This is a genomic window from Aurantivibrio infirmus, assembly GCF_054767315.1.
In genome coordinates this window covers 141,930-162,740 of sequence record NZ_BAAFSK010000001.1, presented here as the reverse complement: position 1 = coordinate 162,740, position 20,811 = coordinate 141,930, and the positions used below count along the sequence as shown (strand labels likewise).

The 20,811-nt window shown below is 44.8% G+C and carries 15 protein-coding genes; 9 read left to right on the top strand and 6 right to left on the bottom strand.

Going from position 1 to position 20,811, the window contains the following annotated elements; all coding sequences use genetic code 11:
- Nucleotide 1: 1 nt before the first annotated feature.
- The 4 genes from typA to thiI form a co-directional block, all read right to left on the bottom strand.
- Nucleotides 2-1,807, bottom strand: coding sequence for a translational GTPase TypA (gene typA, locus ACYUCY_RS00685; RefSeq protein ID WP_460224510.1), 1,806 nt, complete (start codon nucleotides 1,805-1,807; stop codon nucleotides 2-4).
- 170 nt (nucleotides 1,808-1,977) lie between these two features.
- Complete coding sequence (locus ACYUCY_RS00680; protein WP_460224509.1) at nucleotides 1,978-4,395, bottom strand: bifunctional diguanylate cyclase/phosphodiesterase; 2,418 nt, start codon at nucleotides 4,393-4,395, stop codon at nucleotides 1,978-1,980.
- A gap of 206 nt (nucleotides 4,396-4,601) precedes the next feature.
- Nucleotides 4,602-5,078 carry a hypothetical protein gene (locus ACYUCY_RS00675; RefSeq protein ID WP_460224508.1) on the bottom strand — a complete coding sequence of 159 codons (477 nt, stop codon included), beginning with the start codon at nucleotides 5,076-5,078 and terminating at the stop codon, nucleotides 4,602-4,604.
- A 2-nt stretch (nucleotides 5,079-5,080) separates the two neighbouring features.
- Nucleotides 5,081-6,538, bottom strand: a complete 1,458-nt coding sequence (thiI, locus tag ACYUCY_RS00670) for a tRNA uracil 4-sulfurtransferase ThiI (protein ID WP_460224507.1) — start codon at nucleotides 6,536-6,538, stop codon at nucleotides 5,081-5,083.
- Between the two features lie 470 nt (nucleotides 6,539-7,008).
- On the opposite strand from thiI, the gene glnA reads away from it, so the two are divergent.
- From glnA to ACYUCY_RS00635, 7 genes are all read left to right on the top strand, one after another.
- Entirely contained in the window at nucleotides 7,009-8,415 is a 1,407-nt protein-coding gene (gene glnA / locus ACYUCY_RS00665; protein WP_460224506.1) for a glutamate--ammonia ligase, read from the top strand.
- Nucleotides 8,416-8,810: 395 nt separating this feature from the next.
- Nucleotides 8,811-9,902 (top strand): nitrogen regulation protein NR(II), encoded by a 1,092-nt coding sequence (glnL, locus tag ACYUCY_RS00660; protein ID WP_460224505.1) that lies wholly within the window; start codon nucleotides 8,811-8,813, stop codon nucleotides 9,900-9,902.
- Entirely contained in the window at nucleotides 9,889-11,304 is a 1,416-nt protein-coding gene (gene glnG, locus ACYUCY_RS00655; protein WP_460224504.1) for a nitrogen regulation protein NR(I), read from the top strand. Before glnL ends, glnG begins: the two co-directional genes overlap by 14 nt.
- A gap of 231 nt (nucleotides 11,305-11,535) precedes the next feature.
- Nucleotides 11,536-12,390, top strand: coding sequence for an HDOD domain-containing protein (locus tag ACYUCY_RS00650; protein WP_460224503.1), 855 nt, complete (start codon nucleotides 11,536-11,538; stop codon nucleotides 12,388-12,390).
- A 118-nt stretch (nucleotides 12,391-12,508) separates the two neighbouring features.
- Nucleotides 12,509-13,021, top strand: a complete 513-nt coding sequence (locus ACYUCY_RS00645) for a chorismate--pyruvate lyase family protein (RefSeq protein WP_460224502.1) — start codon at nucleotides 12,509-12,511, stop codon at nucleotides 13,019-13,021.
- Between the two features lie 137 nt (nucleotides 13,022-13,158).
- Nucleotides 13,159-13,944 carry a hypothetical protein gene (locus ACYUCY_RS00640; RefSeq protein ID WP_460224501.1) on the top strand — a complete coding sequence of 262 codons (786 nt, stop codon included), beginning with the start codon at nucleotides 13,159-13,161 and terminating at the stop codon, nucleotides 13,942-13,944.
- A 78-nt stretch (nucleotides 13,945-14,022) separates the two neighbouring features.
- Complete coding sequence (locus tag ACYUCY_RS00635; protein ID WP_460224500.1) at nucleotides 14,023-14,895, top strand: dienelactone hydrolase family protein; 873 nt, start codon at nucleotides 14,023-14,025, stop codon at nucleotides 14,893-14,895.
- Between the two features lie 324 nt (nucleotides 14,896-15,219).
- Here the strand turns inward: ACYUCY_RS00635 and ACYUCY_RS00630 are convergent, their stop codons facing one another.
- The gene (locus tag ACYUCY_RS00630; protein WP_460224499.1) at nucleotides 15,220-15,819 is read right to left on the bottom strand and encodes a peptidylprolyl isomerase; all 600 of its coding nucleotides are present in this window, start codon (nucleotides 15,817-15,819) and stop codon (nucleotides 15,220-15,222) included.
- Between the two features lie 18 nt (nucleotides 15,820-15,837).
- Nucleotides 15,838-16,830 carry a hypothetical protein gene (locus ACYUCY_RS00625; protein ID WP_460224498.1) on the bottom strand — a complete coding sequence of 331 codons (993 nt, stop codon included), beginning with the start codon at nucleotides 16,828-16,830 and terminating at the stop codon, nucleotides 15,838-15,840.
- A gap of 128 nt (nucleotides 16,831-16,958) precedes the next feature.
- Here ACYUCY_RS00625 and ACYUCY_RS00620 point away from each other — a divergent pair, with 128 nt between their 5' ends.
- On the top strand, nucleotides 16,959-19,187 hold the full coding sequence (locus tag ACYUCY_RS00620) for a PQQ-dependent dehydrogenase, methanol/ethanol family (RefSeq protein WP_460224497.1): 2,229 nt from the start codon (nucleotides 16,959-16,961) through the stop codon (nucleotides 19,185-19,187).
- A 263-nt stretch (nucleotides 19,188-19,450) separates the two neighbouring features.
- Nucleotides 19,451-20,722: a serine hydrolase domain-containing protein gene (locus tag ACYUCY_RS00615; RefSeq protein WP_460224496.1), complete on the top strand. Its 1,272-nt coding sequence runs from the start codon at nucleotides 19,451-19,453 to the stop codon at nucleotides 20,720-20,722.
- Nucleotides 20,723-20,811 lie beyond the last annotated feature (89 nt).

Genomic DNA, 20,811 nt, shown 5'->3' with positions numbered 1-20,811 from the left:
TTTATTTTGCGCGCTTACGCTCGTTCTCAGTGAGTAATTTTTTTCTAATACGAATGCTGGCTGGCGTGACCTCAACCAATTCATCGTCCTCAATAAATTCTAGCGCTTGCTCTAATGTATGCTTGATCGGTGGCGTTAAAGTTAAAGCCTCATCCGTTCCGGATGCACGTACATTGGTGAGCTGCTTACCCTTAATCGGGTTAACCGCCAAATCATTTGATCGAGAATGAATACCGATAACTTGACCTTCGTAAATATCTACGGCATGTCCCAAAAATAATCGGCCACGCGGCTGTAAATTGAAGAGCGCATAAGCGGCAGTTTTACCTTTCAACATACTAACCAAGACACCATTTTGACGTTTTGCAACTTCGCCATCTTTAACTGGGCCATAGTGGTCAAAAATACTGGTCATAATTCCGGAACCGGAAGTAAGCGTCAAAAACAAACCACGAAACCCAATCAAACCGCGAGAAGGCATAATAAATTCTAAACGCACCCGGCCTTTGTTATCGGGTTCCATGTTAGTGAGCTCTGCTTTTCGCAAACCCAGCTCTTCCATGATTGCACCTTGATGCTTTTCTTCAACATCAATAACAACTTGTTCAAACGGCTCTTGAATCTGGCCGTCGATTTCTTTTTTCACAACTTCTGGGCGCGACACACCCATTTCATAACCTTCGCGACGCATGGTTTCAATAAGCACAGACAAATGTAATTCACCGCGACCTGATACGATAAATTTATCCGGCGTATCGCCCTGCTTTACGCGTAGCGCAACATTGTGAATCAGTTCTTGATCTAAACGGTCTTTAATATTTCGCGTGGTGACGAACTTACCTTCTTTACCTGCGAAGGGTGAATCGTTAACGATAAAAGTCATGCTAACCGTCGGCTCATCGACACTCAATGCGGGCAATGCTTCAACCACTTCAGGATCACACAAGGTATCTGAAATACTTAAACCGTCGATGCCATTAACACAGACAATATCACCAGCGTTGGCCAGCTGGGTTTCAACTTGCTCAAGACCCATATAGCCTTTTACGTTTAACACTTTGCCTTTGCGTTCTTTGCCGTTCGCACTTTTAACGACGACTTGCTGATTCGGTTTTAGCTTGCCTCGAGTGATGCGACCAACACCGATAACGCCTACATAACTATCGTATGCCAGCGCTGAGACCTGCATTTGGAATGGTCCGTCTGGATCCACATCCGGCGCGGGGACCCGTTCAGTAATCATTTCATAGAGCGGCGTCATATCTTCCGCCATGTCTTCCGGATCGTTCCCAGCGATACCATTAATCGCCGAAGCATAAATCACTGGAAAATCTAACTGCTCGTCAGTAGCGCCTAGATTGTCGAAGAGGTCAAATACTTGATTTAAAACCCAATCAGGTCGAGCACCAGGGCGGTCTATTTTGTTGATAACTACAATCGGGCGCAGCCCTTGTTCAAAGGCTTTTGAGGTGACGAAGCGGGTTTGTGGCATGGGGCCATCAACCGCATCAACCAAAAGAAGTACCGAATCCACCATCGAAAGCACGCGCTCAACCTCACCACCAAAATCGGCGTGCCCTGGGGTGTCGACGATATTGATTCGGTAATCATTCCAACGAATAGCGGTGTTTTTGGCGAGAATTGTAATCCCACGCTCTTTTTCCTGATCATTGGAATCCATGATGCGCTCCGCACCTTCGTCCTTGCGATCAAGGGTTCCCGATTGACTCAGGAGTTTATCAACCAGGGTGGTTTTACCATGGTCGACGTGTGCAATAATCGCAATATTGCGTAGTTTCTCAATCACTTGGAACCTCGATATAGGGTACTGCGGACGGGATGGATATCACGGCAGGCTAAAAATGGCTCGCGATTATACCTACGGGATTGGAAAACACAAAGAAATCAGCGCTCTGAGTTAGATGATTTTGTTTGGGTCTTAGGCGGAATAGCGAGCAATAACTACCAAAATACCCGCTAAGACATCGCGAGATAACTTGGATCTTCTAGAAAGGCCATCACCTCATGGCTAGGTAATGGTTTAGAAAATAAAAATCCTTGCCCCTGATCGCAACCATGCTCCATTAAAAACTGTAGTTGCTCAGTGGTTTCAATACCTTCAGCAATGGTTTTAACCTTTAACTCTCGACACAAATTTAGCAGCGAAACGACAATCGCCCGAGCTTCACTATTGTGAATAACGTTGGCGGTAAAACTTTTGTCGATTTTGACGGTATCGATAGGAAGCTTGCGCAAAAAGCTAAGGGAAGAGTAGCCTGTTCCGAAATCATCTAAACTGATTTCAACACCCAGCTCGCGTAACGCATGTAGATGATGAATAGCTAAGGTTTCATCCTGTAAAACACTCGTTTCAGTTAATTCAATCTCAAGTCGTCGTGGCGATAAGGAAAAGTGCTCCATCATCATCGCAAGCTGATCAACCAAATCGGTTTGTGACAATTGTCTTGCAGAAATATTAACGGCGATGCGGACCCCATCCGGTAATACACTTTCCCACAATTGGATTTGCTGCATCGACTCACCGAGCGTCCAGTTACCAATATCGCGAATCAAATTGCTCTCTTCTGCTACGGGAATAAATTTTCCAGGAAGAATCATGCCTTTATCTGGGTGCTGCCAGCGAATCAGTGCTTCGAAGCCCACGGGTCGCATATCTACCAAACTAATTTTTGGCTGATAAAACATTCTAAATTGGTTTTGCACCATCGCCACTTGCAATGCATTTTCCAATGCCAAACGTCTATGCACTTGTTCGTTAATGGCGGAGGTAAATATATGGTAATTATTTTTTCCTTTCGCTTTCGCTTCGTACATTGCCAAATCGGCGTTACGTAAAAGGGTATCTGCATCAGAACCGTCATCGGGAAAGATTGCAATACCAACGCTAGCGCCAACGTGAATTTCACTTTTAGAAATATAAAAAGGCTCGTTGAGATCTTGAATAATACGCTCAGCAACAATTGCTGCATCGTGCGGTGCTTTTAAATTTGTTAAAATCGCGTTGAACTCATCACCACCCCGACGACTAATTAATTGATCGACAGAAGTAACACCACTTTGCTCAAATAATAGATCAGCCTGACGCAAACGATTTTTAAGGCGCTCGGAAATTTGTACAAGCAATTCATCTCCCGCTTCATGACCTAAACGATCGTTTACTTTTTTAAAATCATCGAGGTCGATAAACAACACCGCCGTCTTCCATTGGCCGCGTTCAGATTGGTTTAACAAACGATTTAAAGTTTCACGCAAGGTCGTTCGATTTGGAAGCTGGGTTAGTGGATCAAAATACGCAAGCTGACGAATACGCCGACTGGTTTGACGCAACTGCTTACCCATCTGGCGAAATGCTAGCGCTAACTCCCCTAATTCATCCTTCGATTTAACGGTTATTTCGGGCTTGAAGTCACCGCGTGCGATCAGTCGTGTAGCGTAAATTAATTTCTGTATAGGCTTGATGGCGATATTGTTAACGATGAAATTAAAAACCAACCCGGATAGTAATAAGGTAAGACTCAATGTCATCGAAAAAATAATAATATAGGGCATTTTACGCTGCAGGATGAGCCCATTGTCCGTTATAGACGCTAACCAAAAGCCACCATTTAACTTATCAAGTGTTAGGAAATAACTGTTGCCACCGCGATCAAAATTTTCGGCAACAAGATTGTTATTTTCGTTATCCCCTTTAGCCAATTCGGCCATTGGTAAAGCACTCAGCTCAATATCATCGAGAGGTGTAAGCAAACGCCCTGCGCTATCAACAATAAAAAAACGATTCAAGATATTCGCTTGTATCGACACAATTTCAGTTAGCGGCTGAACTTCAGCCACCAAGGCAACGTAACCCAAAATGAGTGAATCATTTTTTGAGTCTTTTACCGGTGCAAGAACAATTGCACTGCCTCGCCTGCCACCATTACTTTCGAGCAAATGATGAACACTAACTTCATCGCCCGCCAGATTAGCGAGCGAAGACAAATCCGTCATCTGATTTTTTACGCTTTGATTTCTCGCTTTCATAACCAGGGGTTGCGAGAAATCTGTTTTCTTAATTAATTGGTACTCTTCGAGATTAGAATAGCTGCTTAGAAAACTTAGCGCGGTGATTTCAGAACCGCTGGAAACTGAACTACTGGGGTTTAGTAGAGAAATAACTTCGGAATTTTTTGAAGCGCTGTCAGCGGCTTCAATAAGGATATTAAAATATCGATTTACCGAGTCCGCCAAGGTCAGCGTCAACTCGGTTTGCGAAGTGACCGCATCTTTGCGCAACTGGTCGTCGATATATACATAACCCACACCACCTAAAATAATTAAGGGTGCTAGCAATAATCCAAACCAAACCAGGAGTAACTTTACGCGTAATCCCATAATATTAAATTCATCTAATTAGGAATATTAAACAGCAACGACGCTTCGTTGCTGACAGAGGTGTCACTAAAACAGATTATTCTGTCGAAAATATTCCTCAAATTATCGTTATATGCGACAAGAGATAAATTTAAAAAATTTCCCTTTCGTCAAACCTTTCGCGGCAAGAAAGACAGGGCTGAACAAGGTGCAATTCAACTACAGAATTAAAAACCAAACACGTTGCTATCGGATTCGCGAATTGGCTTGGCACCCACTTCCTTCTCCGGCATGCTTTCAAAATTAACCACTGTTCCGCGCGAGCCATGTACAAAACAATTCACAAAATGACGTTGGCTAACATTGCCACGCTCATTTCCCGGGTATAAGTCCGCATGGAAAAACAGCTTGTAGCGATTCGCTTTTTCATCAAAGCGACTTGAGTGTGCGTCTGGTGTTAGCAATCTCAAGCGCTCGCCAAATTCGTCTTTTGCTTCCGCCTCGCAACTTAGCTGGGCGTCAGTATGAGTAACATTCCGGTAACCGCCGTTTTCGTCCTTGTCACTACCCGAAAAATTAAAATCGATTTCCCCGCTGACGTAGAGTGTAACGACAATCGAAACCCCGATCACGCCTATGGCTCCGCCAATAAACCCAACGGCTCGCAAAGGGGTCGAACGGCGTGATTTGGACTTCTTCTTCATGGCTAATCCTCGGCTTGATACACCCCCACATTTTCGAAGCCCTCATCTCGCAAGTGGGCCGCATGTAACTGGCTCATTACGCCTTTGTCACAATACAGGAGGTAAAATTTGTCCTGGTCGAGTGTTTGAAATTGTGTATTCAATTTGTAAAAGGGTATTTTGAGTGTAGCTGCGGAAACCGTCAGCGGCTCAATTTCGGCCTCATTGGGGTGCCGGATATCGACAACGACATCACTTTCTTCTAATTTTTTCGTGACCGATAAGGATTCAAGCTCGCCGCCGAGATCGTTAGCGACTTCGCTAATCGCCATATCCCTGCGCGCTTCGTAGGCTGCATCCAATATCTGCCAATTGAAGTTCGCCTCTTCGGCCTCAATGCGCTCAATGGTCGCGCGGGTCGTGGGTTTGACCGAGATCACGCCACAGTACTCGGGCATATTGGCGGCGTACTCTTCAGTCCCTATCGCTCGAGATAAATTGATAATCTCACCCTTGTCCATCGTAATAAGCGGCCGCAGCACCAACAATTCAGTCACTGAATTGATGACCCGTAGATTGGTCAGGGTTTGACTGGAAACTTGAGCCACGCTTTCCCCAGTCACTAAGGCGCCAATTTTTAAGTCGCGAGCCACCTTCGTTGCCACCCTTAACATCATCCGCTTTAACACCACTCCCATTTGAGAGTTGTGGACATTCTCTAAAATCTCGCTCACAACACCCTCAAAAGGCACGCTTATAAACCGTACATTGTGCGATGCTGCGAACTTCTGCCAGAGGTAATAACTTACTTCCTTCACGCCTAGCTCATGGGCTCGCCCACCGAGATTAAAGAAACAAAAATGAGTGGTTAAGCCTCGCTTGTTAGTAAGATAGCTCGCAACCGTCGAATCGAAGCCCCCGGAAACCAAAGAAAGGACTGGCTCTTGAGTTCCGAGCGGATAACCCCCCAAACCCTGCTGCTGCTTCAACACTATAAAACAGCGCTGTTTTACGATTTCCAAACGGATGGTGATGTCTGGGTTCTTTAATTTCACCTGAGCTGATTCGCAACCGCGATTCAACACCGCGCCGACCATACGCTCCACGTCTATCGACTTAAAGGCATGCTCGCCAGAACGTTTCACCCTTACAGCAAAGGATTTACCCATTAAAGATTCCTGCCAAATCAATAGCACCTGGGGGCCGATATCTTCTATTTGCTCGAAATCAAATACGGTCACTTCTGCGAAATAAGCAATTCCTGGAGTATTCGCCAACACCCCTGCTACCTTCGCGGTATCCTGTTTGGAGTCACTCGGGGCGACAATATCGAACTTATCCCAACCCGCTTTAACTTCTATCCCCGCGACTAAAGATTTCAGCAAGCGGTGCAGATTGCGTCTCAGCTGCTTTACGAAACGCTTACGGACTGGCGGGCTTTTAATAGTAATTTCAGGAAAAAACTTAACAACAAAATGCATGTAGACGTAAAACTCCAATATGTATTGAATTCAGCTCGAAAAGTTTGAGCACAAGAGGGGCTGAGCAACTCGGCCTAATTCTCGCCGCGAAGTATAGGCTAAGCACTACAGCAACTCATCGACTAGCGATTAGAATGGAATCGGAATCTATACACTATGAATACAATATTTAGAGACAGCACCCTCAAGAAGCACCGATAGCACCGTTATGGATCACTTTTACCCAAAACGAACCTATTTGGTGCACACCTCGCTCTATTTACGCCAGACTTATGTCCTCATGCCCCGTTTTCCTTGGGCTCTAGAACTGATGTAGAATGGCAAGCGTTTTGCTAATTCACGAACATCCTTTAGCTTGATCTACGATCTGCAATGATCCTTGGGGCAGCAATAAGGAGTGTGAGGATCAAAATCCCTATAAAACTTTTAAACCATAACGATTTGGCTAGGCCATTATTGGAGGACCCAGCATGTCAGAGAACACTCTGAAATTAATAAAAGAAACAGAAGCTCAGTGGGTTGATCTTCGCTTTACAGACACTATCGGCAAAGAACAACATGTATCAATTCCTGCATCAGTTGTTGATTCCGACTTTTTTGAAGAAGGTAAAATGTTCGATGGTTCTTCTATCGCGGGATGGAAGGGTATTAACGAATCAGACATGATTTTGATGCCAGATGACTCTACTGCTTTACTTGACCCATTCACCGACGAAGCCACCGTCATCCTTCGCTGTAATATTGTTGAGCCTTCATCGGGACAAAGTTATGAGCGTGATCCACGTTCAATCGCGCAAAAGGCAGAAGATTACTTAAAATCAACCGGTCTCGGTGATAAAGCGCTGTTTGGTCCTGAGAACGAGTTTTTCGTTTTTGACGACATTAAGTGGGGCGCAGACATGTCTGGCGCTTTCTACAAAATTTCATCTGAAGAAGCAGATTGGTCTTCTGAGCACCACTTTGAAGACGGTAACATGGGCCATCGGCCTGGCGTTAAAGGCGGTTATTTCCCAGTTCCTCCTGTCGACTCACTACACGATCTACGTGCAGCAATGTGTGCTGCGATGGATCAAATGGGCTTAGACATTGAAGTTCACCATCACGAAGTAGGCACTGCGGGCCAATGTGAAATCGGCGTTGGCGCAAATACGCTTGTTAAGAAAGCTGATGAAGTTCAGGTTTTAAAATATTGCGTTCACAATGTGGCGCACTCCTACGGCAAAACAGCGACTTTTATGCCTAAGCCATTGGTAGGTGATAACGGTAGTGGTATGCACGTTCACCAATCGTTTATGAAAGACGGCGTTAACCAATTCGCAGGTGATGCGTATTCAGGAATGTCTGAAACGGCGTTATTTTACATTGGTGGCATCATCAAGCATGCGCGCGCCTTGAACGCTTTCTTGAACGCCTCAACAAACTCCTACAAGCGTTTGGTCCCTGGATTCGAAGCACCAGTCATGTTGGCTTATTCAGCACGTAACCGTTCTGCATCAATCCGAATTCCTTTCGTTCCTAGCCCGAAAGGCAAGCGCATCGAAGCACGTTTTGGCGACAACACAGCAAACCCATACTTAGGTTTTGCCGCCTTCTTAATGGCTGGCCTCGACGGTATTAAGAATAAAATCCACCCTGGTGATCCAGCTGACAAAGATTTGTATGACCTTCCTCCAGAAGAAGCCGCAGAAATCCCAACTGTTTGCTCTAGCCTTGAACAAGCATTGCAGGCACTCAGTGATGACCGTGAATTCCTCAAGGAAGGTGGCGTGTTCACTGATGATGCGATCGATGCATACATCAGCTTGAAGTCAAAAGAAGTTCAGACTTTGAACATGACAACTCACCCAGTTGAATTTGATATGTACTACAGCGTTTAATTTAATCGCAAGCAACAAATTAACCCCCTATCGCGCGAGCTATAGGGGGTTTTTATTGCCCATAGTTTGGGTGCTAAACCACCATAGATTTGATAATCCTATCTCGACTCACCAACACGAGCCAAAATTTGGCTTCTAAACAATCAATACGCACCAGAATCAACCACCCCTTGAAGTACTGATCTCCTAAGCTTACATCAACAGCGCATCACTGTTAGTGCGCCATACGCGCAATCTGCACCAATTTGGATCACGTTATTAGCTTTTCTGCTACACTCGATTAACCCAACGCCCGTACAAGTCGCGAGATTACTCACTCCCCAAAAAGTCCCTCCGAGTTAAGCAAACTGGTTTATTTTTTGCAGTCGTCCCGCTAATTACATAAGGCTTTATTCATGTCGCAAGATCTCGACTTCAAACTTTTATTGGAAAACTTATCGACCGCAGTTTTGGTTGCTGATAGCCGCTTGAGTTGCCAATACCTCAACCCCGCTGCAGAAGTTCTGTTTGCTGTGAGTCGAGAGCAAGTGTATGGAGGACCCATAACGAATTGTTTTTATGAGTCTGAATCAGCGCTAGAGACCTTCCAAACCGCAGCGGATCTGCAAGACAACTACACCAAACGACAGGTGCTTTGGCAGATTCCCAATGGCTCAAAGGTTACCGTGGATTATTCGGTAACGCCGATCGGAGAGAATGCGAGCCTATTGATCGAAATTCAGCACCTCGATAGATTGCTGCGGATTAGTCGCGAAGAAGCGACTTCTGCGACGCAAGAAACAACTCGAAATTTAGTTCGCGGGTTGGCCCACGAAATTAAAAACCCTCTGGGCGGGATTCGTGGCGCGGCGCAACTATTGGCTAGAGAGTTACCCAATGAGAGTTTGGAAGAATATACCCACATCATCATCCAGGAAGCCGATCGTTTACGTAACTTGGTCGACAAAATGCTGGGGCCACACCAGCCTTCATCGTTTGATTTCATTAACGTTCATGAAGTTCTGGAGCGTGTGGCAGCAATCATTCATGCAGAATCCGCCGGCAGACTTGTCATCGATAGAGACTACGATCCCAGTATTCCGGCCTTAGCCGCGGACAAAGAACAACTTATCCAGGCAATCCTGAATATCGTCCGCAACGCTTGGGAAGCTCTTGAAGACGCAAACATGGTCGACGAAGGCAATATAACCTTGCGAACCCGCATACAGCGGCAATTTACAATCGGACGTTTTCACCACAACCTGGTTTGCCGAATAGATGTAATCGATAACGGCCCGGGGATTCCATCTGAGTTAATCGAAGATATTTTTTATCCGATGATTTCAGGACGCGCAAAAGGCACCGGGCTCGGCCTCGCCATCTCACAACAATTAATTAGTCAACATTTGGGTTTTATCGACTGCGAAAGTTTGCCGGGCAGAACTCAATTCTCAGTTTACATTCCTTTAGAACAAAACGATTCGGATCAAGCAAATGCAAAAAACTAATCAGGTATGGATTATTGACGATGACCGCTCTATCCGCTGGGTATTAGAAAAATCTCTACACCAAGCAGGCATCGAAACTTGCAGCTTTGAGAGCGGCGACAGAGCGCTTACGCAAATGCGCAGCCAAACCCCCGAGGCGGTGATTTGCGACATCCGTATGCCGGGAATTAATGGCCTGGAATTATTAAAAACCTTACACAAAGATAACCCCAGCGTTCCCGTAATTATCATGACGGCACACTCCGATCTCGACAGTGCAGTTGCCGCTTATCAAGGCGGTGCTTTTGAATACCTCCCCAAACCTTTCGATGTCGACGAGGCACTGGCCGTAACCCAACGCGCTCTTGCTCACGCTAAAGAACAAAGGGGCTTTTCAATTGCGGAAAAACCCGATATTGGAGGCGAGATAATTGGTGAAGCACCAGCAATGCAGGAAGTTTTTAGAGCGATCGGACGCTTGTCACAATCGAATATTACCGTACTCATTAATGGCGAATCCGGCACCGGTAAAGAATTGGTCGCCCACGCCTTACATACTCATAGCCCGCGTCGTGAACACGCTTTTATCGCATTAAACATGGCAGCCATTCCACGGGATTTAATTGAATCAGAATTATTTGGTCATGAGAAAGGCGCTTTCACCGGCGCTGGTGCACAACGTTCTGGTCGTTTTGAACAAGCTAACGGGGGAACATTATTTCTTGATGAGATTGGCGATATGCCAGCAGAAGCACAGACTCGATTGCTACGGGTTTTGGCCGATGGCGAATTTTATCGAGTAGGTGGCCATACGCCAGTTAAAGTTGACGTACGCATTATTGCTGCAACTCATCAAAATCTTGAGCAATTAGTTGATGCAAATCGTTTCCGAGAAGATTTATTTCATCGCTTAAACGTGATTCGAATTCATATTCCAAAATTGTCCGATCGCCGCGAAGATATTCCTAAATTAACCAAACATTTTTTTCATAAAGCAGCGAGCGAATTAAACGTCGAGCCAAAAATATTATTGCCCGCAACAGAAAACTATATTTGTAGTTTGAATTGGCCCGGTAACGTTCGGCAGCTAGAAAACACTTGCCGCTGGATCACCGTTATGGCGTCTGGCAGGGAAGTTCATTTGGAAGATTTGCCGCCAGAATTGATCGACCGTAAAGACACCAGCCCTCCTGCCGGGGACTGGGAAAATGCTTTGCGATCTTGGGCTGATCAAGCCTTGGCTCGGGGTCAGAATGACATCTTATCGGAGGCCGTTCCCACCTTTGAAAAAGCCTTAATCGAAACCGCTCTCAAACACACTGCAGGCCGAAAACGTGATGCGGCTAACTTGCTCGGCTGGGGTCGTAATACTTTGACTCGAAAACTAAAAGAACTCGATATCGCGTCGTCTGGATCAGATTGATCACTATCTTTCGAACAAGTTTTAAATAAAAACTAGCGATCTTATTTAGAACTTTACCTTCGCTAATACACACAGAGCTGAATCGCCGGCTGCTCCCAAGGCCACATCGGCTCTGGCTTAGATCAATATAAATTATCGTGACAAAATTTATATAACTTAGCTGCGCGATCCATTTCCTTGTCTATACTGAAATTAACAGTAAATTTCAGCCATTCGAAGACAGGTATTGTTATGACTAGCGACGATTTGACGGCCCTCTACAAAGAGGTACTTGATCGTGTCCTCAAGGAAGATTTTCGCCTACCCAATCTACCTGACATAACGATGAAGGTTCGCGCCGCGATTGATTCAGACAATACCACTGCTGAAACTCTAACCCAATTAATCTCCAAGGATCCATCTCTTACAGCACATTTAATTCAATGTGCATCGAGCCCTATTTATCGACGCCCCGTCCCTCCAAAAACACTGAGCGAAGTGATTGGACTACTAGGGTTCGCCGCAACAAATAGCTTGGTAATGTTGCACAGTGTCCGAAATATGATTGAACTGAAAACAACTGTCGAAAAGCATTTGTTTAATCACACCTGGGAACGGCTCATTGTTAAAACCAGCCTTGCTTGCTTCTTCGCGCAAAAATTAGGTTACCGTCCTGTCGATCAAGTACAGATGGCAATGTTGTTAACCGAAGTCGGTTCACTTTCAGTTTTATCCTCAATGTTAGAAGGGCCCGAACCACCGAACCCCGCCGTTTATTTTCAAATGTGCCGCCAATACAGTAAAGCCCTAGGCGACGTACTGTTAAGAAAATGGGGTGTTGATTCCTCAATTATTAAAATGCTGCGCCACTGTGGTCAATGGCAAGAAACCTGGGAAGAGAAAATAAATCTGCTAGACATTGCGAACTTATCGCTTTACTACACGGTCTTGTTGACCGTCAAAGAACCTACCCTACCAAATTTAGACACCTTAGCAGTATACGAAAAGATCCCGAACGATTTACGGGAGTGCGACAAAGCCAACTGGCTTAATCTAGTTACTGAGAACAACGATGAAATTCAAAGTTTTATCAGCTCACTAAAATAAGCACCTCTCAATCTAAAAGCTAAGTTTCCAAAAAATCTCGACGTAAAGCGCAGCCTTTTAGTTGCGCTTCGCGTATCATGTCGCGTTTTAAAATGCCCCAAAAAAGCGATGAAAAGTGATGCCCCTAGCGCACAATATTAAATTAAGTTTATTTCAGCGAGTTTTATTACATTCCGATGGGACGGTAACTGATCTAATTTCTACCTACCTCCAAAGTCCTATTCATGTCACCAAGTTGAAGCAAGAGATTATTTTTTCGGAAACATTAGAATACCTCAAAGCCCCTAAAGACTCGGAGCTATTAGCAAGAAAGATTTTATTAACCGACACTAAAAATGATCACTATCTTTATGCGGAATCCATTTTCGTTTTAGATCGAATGGAAAAAAAGTTTCGCGTCGAGCTATTAGAGACCGAAACCCCCATTGGCTTACTGTGGCAACAAGAACGCACTGAGACTTTTCGCGAACTCGTCGATCAGCGATTAGAAAAACAACCGTCATTACAACAATATTTCAAAAACGCCAAAGACGATCAGTTCTTATCCCGCACCTATCTGGTTTACCAGGCCGGCGCCCCCCTTGGTCAAATTACCGAAAAATTCCCTTTTTCTTATTTTTGCGAGTCTTAACAGCGACGGTCGATGTAAACCACCAACAAGAATCTGCACAATTTTATTTCGATGTGATGAAATTGGCAGCCGCTACATTGCAGAAGCTCGATAATCCTTTAAACTGAGCGACAACTAAAAACTGCGAGGAGCACGAAATGAAAGCCGTCAGGACAATATGTTTACTTGTTTTAGTCGCTCTGCTTGCCCTAGGAGGGTTGGTATATTACGGATTGAATAACCTTGATCGTTTTGTCGTTCAGGCAGTCGAGCACTTCGGTACTAAAGCGGTGGGAACTGAAGTAAGTTTGGACAGCGCCAACATCGAGGCTCAGCGAGGACGCGTTGAGCTATCAGGTTTTCAAATTGCCAACCCACCAGGATTCGACAGCCAATACGCTTTCGCTTTAAACAAGATAGTTACGCAAGTTGATTTAAACCTCGCATTAGCCGATGAAAGCCAGGCCATTAATGTTCGAGAGATCAGTATTGACGGCGCCAGCGTAATTGCAGAACAAAAAAACCTTACTGACACTAATCTCACCACCCTTGCCGACATGCTTGGCAAAAATTCTGGGAATTCGAGCACGCCACAAGAGGGATCGAATGATGCGCCAGGCGCATCCAGGCGCATCAAAATTGGCAGCTTCACATTTAGCAACGCTAACATTTTGCTGATTACAGAAGAATGGGGTGAGCGTAATATTAAGCTACCTACCATTAGCGTAAAGAACCTAGGCGGCAACGAGGGTATGTACCCAGAAGCGCTAGCAACCGAGCTAATGGATATTGTTTTGGCGCAAGCCGAAACAGCAGTCACCAAAGAAATCGAAAGCCTCGGTAAGAAGAAAGTACGGAGTGAACTAAAAGACCGATTGAATGAAAAATTAGATGATGAGCAAAAAGAAAAATTAGATGGCTTAAAGTCCCTTTTTGATCGCTAAAGCCTGCAAAGTAATATCTCAAGCCTCGTCGAAATAACGACGAGTGAATTTAAATCTTAACAGGAGAGGAAAGAAAAGATGCCCAAGCTCTTATCAATTGGTATCAGTATATTTATCAGCGTTTTTTTATTGGCCTGCGAAACAAAGACGAATCAAGTATCAGAAAACATAAGCGAAGCAGAAAACATTGCGAATGAAAGATCGAACCCTGAAATTATCAAGAAAGATATCCGTGGCGAAGAAGTTAGCTATCAAGTCGGAGACACAACTCTCACCGGTTATTTAGCTTTTGATGCCAATCAAAGAGGCCAGCGCCCAGGAGTGATCGTTGTTCACGAGTGGTGGGGGCACAACGACTATGTACGCACACGCGCACACATGCTCGCCAGTATGGGTTACACCGCATTCGCTTTAGATATGTATGGCGACGGCAAACAAGCGGCACACCCTGATGACGCCCAAAAATTCATGATGGAAGTAATGAGCAATGCCGAAATGGCACAACAACGTTTCGTTGCCGCTCGTGAGATTTTAGAACAACACGAAACAACTTACCCCGATAAAACTGCTGCGATTGGTTATTGCTTTGGCGGAGCTGTGGTCTTGCAAATGGCCAGAAACGGCTTAGATCTAAATGGCGTAGCCAGTTTTCACGGCAACCTAGCCACTGAGTCGCCAGCGATGGAGGGCCAGGTCGTCGCGAAAATTCTCGTCATGCATGGTGCCGATGATCCGTTTGTTCCGGAAGAACAAGTAAAAGCTTTTCAAATGGAGATGGAAGGTGCAGCAGCAGATTTTGAATTTATCACCTACCCGGGCGCTGTCCATGCTTTTACCAATCCGGGCGCCACCGCGATGGGCGAGAAATTCAGCTTACCTTTGGCTTACGATGAAGAAGCCGATACAAAAAGCTGGACTAGATTAGAAGCATTTTTAAAAGAAATTTTTTAATTTACCAAGAACACTTATTGGCGCAGGATTAAGGCTGCATACATTCAGCTTAGTCCTGCCTAATAAATAGCGGACTATTCTTATAAAGAGCTAAAGCTCATATCTTCTTCAACATGCTTTTTAACTCCGAAGCGATCAATAACTTTAAAAACCTTTCGTTAAGCGCCCGACGCGTTATCGATATACTCAACCAGAAAAATTGCTTAGTTAATCGAAAATAGTAGTATGTGTTCGCAGTCTAAAAATATACTACCGAAATACTCATTGAAATCGCTTGCTTATATATTTCCAGTTAATTCTTTATTGCTATGTCAATAAAGATCGCTAAAAAGAAAAAATTGACATCTTTGTCACATGTTCAATAACCACCGCATCAGTCGGAACATCGCGATGAAAACCTTGCGTCGAGGTGGACACGGCTTCAATCTCTTTCACCACTTCCATCCCTTTAACCACCTTACCGAACACCGCGTACCCTGGGGGCCGAGTTACAAAATCTAGATTTACGTTATCGTTCACATTTATATAGAATTGAGAAGTTGCGCTATGTGGGTCATTCGTTCTCGCCATAGCGATAGTACCTGTCGCGTTCGAGATTTCATTCTCGGCCTCATTTTGAATCGGTGCACGCGTGGGTTTTTCAGTGTATTGGTTGCGGTAAAATTCTTCGGTAAAACCACCGCCTTGAATCATAAAACCGGGAATCACACGATGAAAAACTGTGCCGCTGTAAAAATCATCATCAACATAGGTCAAAAAATTTTCAACCGTTATGGGTGCTTCTTTTTCGTATAGTTCAATAACGATATCGCCCATGCTGGTTTCTATTTTTACTTTAGGGTTCTGCGAGGATAAATATAAAACCCCGCCCCCAAGCGCTAGAACTACCACCAAGGAAACCACGACTATCATGTTCGTCTTCATCACTACCTCTTTGTTTTTCTACATTTCATAAAATTCAATCAATATGCCGTCCGGCCCCGTCAGTAAAAATGCATTTTTCACCTTAAGCCCTGTTGTAGAATGATCGCTTAATGCTTGCAAAGAAAATTCTGGGAAAGCGTTGCTAAACTTCGAATATTTCGATTTAAGATCTTGAATCTGAATTTGAATGAGTGAAAATCCAATTTTTTCATCTGGCCTAGCACTCCAAATATCCAAACCATTACTCGCTTGAAAAAATTGTATGGCGAAATTCTCAACTCCACAGATGTCCGACGAGCTGGATTCGCACTGTAAAAATTTAATAATTTTATCGATTGTTTTTGTCGCGTCATTTTTATTCTCGACAAGTAATCCGAGTCTGAAGCGATCTCTGCCAGTTAAATAGTTTTTATTATCCACAAACTGAATCTGTATTTGATTACCATCTGCGTCGAGGACTGATGCGACTTGATAAGCTTCACCGCTAGCAAAAGTCTTTGCTTCGAGTATCGGATTCCTACCCGTAACATGTAATCGTCGCAACACTTCTGTTTTTGCTTCTTGAGGCATATTAATTGACAACAAGCGTATACCTCGGGCTAAGTTTGCGCCGCCCTTTAGTTTAGGTAGTTTTTCTCTCGCAATAACGAAATGTAATTCGGCGCGTAAGTTGCTGTCTTCAAGTTGGTAACGCATTATTGAGTAAGCATTATCAATCAACACGTCAGGCAAGCGCGTTAAACCCAGCGCTTTACCATAAAAACGATCAACTGCTATCGAGCTGGATGCTGAAATAACCACGTTCATCTGCTGATTTAAATTCTGAATTTTCGATTCTTGCGCTGTTTGATCAGATTGAGCACTGGCCACCTGGGAAATATTAAGTGTCAGCACACAGATCAATATCGAAACTAAAGATTTAAAATGGATAGAGCGCCTGTCAGCAATGTCGTTGTAGGATTCGCAAAAATTTAGGCGTATACTCGATTTTACAAAAATGTTTAAAAACATAATAAAAAACTTGCTCTTATTTGGGTCAAAAAACATAAGAAATCTTTTCGGGATTATTATTTTCTTTAAATGTTTTAGCGCCTGATTTTCCCATAAAACAAACTGAGCACAAATCATAAAGGCTAATTATGCGTAAATTATTATTCGTTGTTGTTCTTCTCGGCGCCGTATACGGCATTTATTTTATGTCGAATTTGGGTGAGCAAATGCAAACGAGCTCACCATCTTCAAGCGCGGATACCAGTGTTAGCACCTCGACTGCCCTTAACCATAGTGCTGCAAATGTCGATGGTAATCGCATTCGCCAGGCTGACAGCGAGCCTGAAAACTGGCTAGCTCATGGGCGAACTTATGATGAATCACGCTTTAGCCCTTTGCAACAAATCAACGATCAGAATGTGTCTGAGCTAGGGCTGGCATGGTCCTTCGACACCAATACCAGCAGAGGCCTAGAGTCCACGCCCATTGTTGTAGATGGAGTTATGTATTCCACCGCCTCATGGAGCGTGGTGTTCGCCCATAACGCGAAAACGGGGGAACTGTTGTGGAGCTACGACCCGAAAGTGCCTAAATCCTGGGGTGCCAATGCCTGTTGCGATGTCGTCAATCGCGGTGTGGCAGTGTGGGAAGGCAAGGTATTCGTCGGAACTATCGACGGCTACCTCGTCGCCCTTGATGCCGCTAATGGCGAACAACTCTGGAAAACCAACACCATCGATCGAGAAAAACCCTACACCATCACTGGCGCTCCTCGTATCGTAAAGGGAAAAGTCATTATTGGTAACGGCGGCGCTGAATACGGGGTAAGAGGATACGTCACCGCGTACGATGCGCAGAGTGGAGAGCAAGCGTGGCGATTTTACACAGTGCCCGGCAATCCCGCCGATGGCTTCGAGTCCCCTGCCTTAGAAGAAGCCGCCAAAACCTGGTCAGGCGAGTGGTGGCAATACGGTGGCGGTGGCACTGCCTGGGACTCAATGGCCTATGATCCAGAATTAAACTTGTTATACATCGGCACCGGCAATGGCTCCGTTTGGAATCGCGAGGTACGTAGCCCAGGTGGCGGAGACAATTTATATTTGTCTTCTATCGTCGCCATCAACCCCGACTCTGGTGAATACGTATGGCACTACCAAACCACGCCGGGAGATAGCTGGGACTACACTGCGACCCAACACTTAATTCTTGCTGACTTGGAGCTCGACGGCAGTATCCGTAAAGTCATCATGCAAGCACCGAAGAATGGCTTCTTCTATGTCATCGACAGAACCAATGGAGAATTTATTTCCGCGAATAATTATGTCCCAGTGTCTTGGGCGACTCATATAGACCCCGACACTGGCCGCCCTGTCGAAACTGCCAACGCTCGCTATCAAGCGGCAAACCCTCTTGCTGCGCTAACGCCGGAGCAAGTGGTCGATACCTTAAAACAACTTTCTGATGCCGATTTCGAAAACGCTTTTCACAAACCCGGCCCATTAGGCGGCCACAACTGGCACCCTATGTCATACAGCAAGCAAACCGGATTAGTGTATATCCCCGCGCTAGAGATTCCCTTTGCTTATGGGAATGAACCGCAATTTAATTTTATTAATGGGCGCTGGAATCTCGCTGTCGATCCACTGCTAAATATGCCAACCGACGACAAAGAACTGGATGATCGCATCGATGGCTTATTGCGTGGCCACATCAGTGCTTGGAATCCCGTTACGCAACAAGAAGTATGGCGAGTTCAACACGCCGGAAGTTGGAATGGCGGCATTTTATCGACGGCGGGCAATTTAGTTTTTCAGGGCACGTCCCACGGACAGCTCGTCGCTTACGCTGCGGACACCGGTGAGCAATTGTGGTCAGCACCAACCCAAACCGGAACCGTCGCACCGCCAGTCACCTACTCCATCGATGGCGAGCAATATGTCACGGTCGTGGCGGGCTGGGGTGGCGCGTTTCCGTTAGTCGCTGGAGGCGCTGCAGAAAAAATTGATACTCAGCATCGTGGCCGCATATTGACTTTCAAACTCGGTGCCAATCAACAGCTTCCAGCAATCGAAGCAGATGCGCCGCTTCCAGATATCCCTGCTCTAGAAGCAAGCGCCGAGCAAATATTAAACGGCAAAGCGGTTTACCATACCTATTGTGGTGTTTGTCACGGTCCCGGTTTACACGGCGGTGGCGTGATAGCAGACCTGCGCCACATGGGCATCGCCAAGCATAATATTTTTAAAGACATTGTCTTGAATGGCGTATTTAGCGACTTAGGAATGGTGAGTTTCGCGGATGTCATCGACGAACAGCAAACTGAAGATATCCAAGCTTACATTATTAGCGAAGCCGCGAAATTGAGGGCCTCACAATAAATTAACGCTTAATGTCGATAAGTCAGCATTGGAATTTTCTAATGCTGACTTAAATTGAATTGCTCGACAGCTAAAAACCCCTTTCTCAATAGATAACAATAAGTAGGGCATACTTTTTCAGTTACAAATCTTGATAGTCAATCAGGGTCTTCCAGCACCGCGAACTGATAGAATGCCTGCCAAATTCAAAACCACGAAATATTTTTATATATAAAAATAGCCCTACAATTAGTGTTAAAACCATCAATAATATCGAGGCTTTTATGCGCATACTTGCAAGCTTACTTACCCTAATTTTTATTAGTGCCTGTTCTTCGACGATAAGAACAGCAGATGTTCATGCACAAGGTTTATCTTTTGCCAAGCCGGAAAGCGTTGGCCTTTCATCCACGCAACTCGCCACCATTGATCAAGTGCTCAAAGAGTACATTGCTGATGATCAGCTTGTTGGTGCTGTAAGCATGGTCGCGCGAAAAGGCAAAGTTGTTCACTTCGAAAACTTCGGTGATTTAAACAAAGAGAGCGGTGCCGACATGGAGAAAGATAGTTTATTTCGCATCTACTCAATGTCTAAACCCATCACTACCGTCGCCGCAATGATGCTCTACGAACAAGGAAAGTTTCAATTAACCGATCCCGTCGAAAAATATTTACCTGAATTCAAAAATATTTTGGTACTCGAAAACGGCACGCCGGTAAAACAAAACAAGACCTTCACTATTCAAATGTTGATGTCCCATACGGCAGGTTTTACCTATGGGGTATTTGGTAATACTCCCGTAGATCAGCAATACCGAAAAGCAGGAATTCTGGGCAACAAAGATCTTGCGGAAATGGTTACGGAGTTGAGCAAGATACCTTTACAAAATCAACCGGGTACACAGTGGCACTACAGCGTTTCAACAGATATTTTGGGCCGCTTAGTAGAAGTGATTTCTGGGCAAGCATTTGATGAATATCTAGCACAACATATTTTTCAACCACTTGGTATGAATGACACCTTTTTCCAAGTTCCTCAAGACAAGCTCAATCGTTTTGGCACCAACCATCGCTACAATCCGCAAACAAAAAAGTTAGAAGTATCTGAAGGCGTAACTGACAGCCCCTACGTAAAAGATGTGACGTTTTTCTCTGGCGGCGGCGGCTTAGTTTCTTCTGCTGAAGACTATATGAAGTTTTCACAAATGCTACTCAATGGCGGTGAATTTAATGGTCAACGCATACTGGGCAGAAAAACTATTCAATACATGGCGCGAGACCACCTAAACGGCTTAACCGCAAATGTAAGTGGCGAAGGCTTAGCGAATCGGCCCGGAGCAGGTTTCGGTTTAGGCTTTGGAATTCTGAATGACGCTGCCTTATCTGGCGTAATTGGTTCCGAAGGAGAATATTATTGGGGCGGCGCGGCCGGCACAATTTTTTGGATCGACCCCGTCGAAGAATTGATTGCCATAGTAATGATCCAGCATATGAATGTGCAGATACCGCTCCGCAATACTATTAAAGCGATTACTTATAGCGCAATCACGAAGTAACGCAAAGTAAATTTACTCTATTTGCTTTTAAGCAAAACAGTTTTTGATTGGCATAGATGCGAGTCGAAATTTAATTTTTTAATATATAT

What these genes read in the sequence shown, in the direction of transcription:
- ACYUCY_RS00645 (WP_460224502.1), top strand. Translation starts at nt 12,509, where the DNA reads ATGCCCCTAGCGCACAATATTAAATTAAGTTTATTTCAGCGAGTTTTA.
- thiI (WP_460224507.1), bottom strand. Translation starts at nt 6,538, where the DNA reads ATGCATTTTGTTGTTAAGTTTTTTCCTGAAATTACTATTAAAAGCCCG.
- ACYUCY_RS00680 (WP_460224509.1), bottom strand. Translation starts at nt 4,395, where the DNA reads ATGGGATTACGCGTAAAGTTACTCCTGGTTTGGTTTGGATTATTGCTA.
- ACYUCY_RS00640 (WP_460224501.1), top strand. Translation starts at nt 13,159, where the DNA reads ATGAAAGCCGTCAGGACAATATGTTTACTTGTTTTAGTCGCTCTGCTT.
- glnA (WP_460224506.1), top strand. Translation starts at nt 7,009, where the DNA reads ATGTCAGAGAACACTCTGAAATTAATAAAAGAAACAGAAGCTCAGTGG.
- glnG (WP_460224504.1), top strand. Translation starts at nt 9,889, where the DNA reads ATGCAAAAAACTAATCAGGTATGGATTATTGACGATGACCGCTCTATC.
- ACYUCY_RS00635 (WP_460224500.1), top strand. Translation starts at nt 14,023, where the DNA reads ATGCCCAAGCTCTTATCAATTGGTATCAGTATATTTATCAGCGTTTTT.
- ACYUCY_RS00625 (WP_460224498.1), bottom strand. Translation starts at nt 16,830, where the DNA reads ATGTTTTTAAACATTTTTGTAAAATCGAGTATACGCCTAAATTTTTGC.
- glnL (WP_460224505.1), top strand. Translation starts at nt 8,811, where the DNA reads ATGTCGCAAGATCTCGACTTCAAACTTTTATTGGAAAACTTATCGACC.
- ACYUCY_RS00675 (WP_460224508.1), bottom strand. Translation starts at nt 5,078, where the DNA reads ATGAAGAAGAAGTCCAAATCACGCCGTTCGACCCCTTTGCGAGCCGTT.
- ACYUCY_RS00630 (WP_460224499.1), bottom strand. Translation starts at nt 15,819, where the DNA reads ATGAAGACGAACATGATAGTCGTGGTTTCCTTGGTGGTAGTTCTAGCG.
- ACYUCY_RS00615 (WP_460224496.1), top strand. Translation starts at nt 19,451, where the DNA reads ATGCGCATACTTGCAAGCTTACTTACCCTAATTTTTATTAGTGCCTGT.
- ACYUCY_RS00620 (WP_460224497.1), top strand. Translation starts at nt 16,959, where the DNA reads ATGCGTAAATTATTATTCGTTGTTGTTCTTCTCGGCGCCGTATACGGC.
- ACYUCY_RS00650 (WP_460224503.1), top strand. Translation starts at nt 11,536, where the DNA reads ATGACTAGCGACGATTTGACGGCCCTCTACAAAGAGGTACTTGATCGT.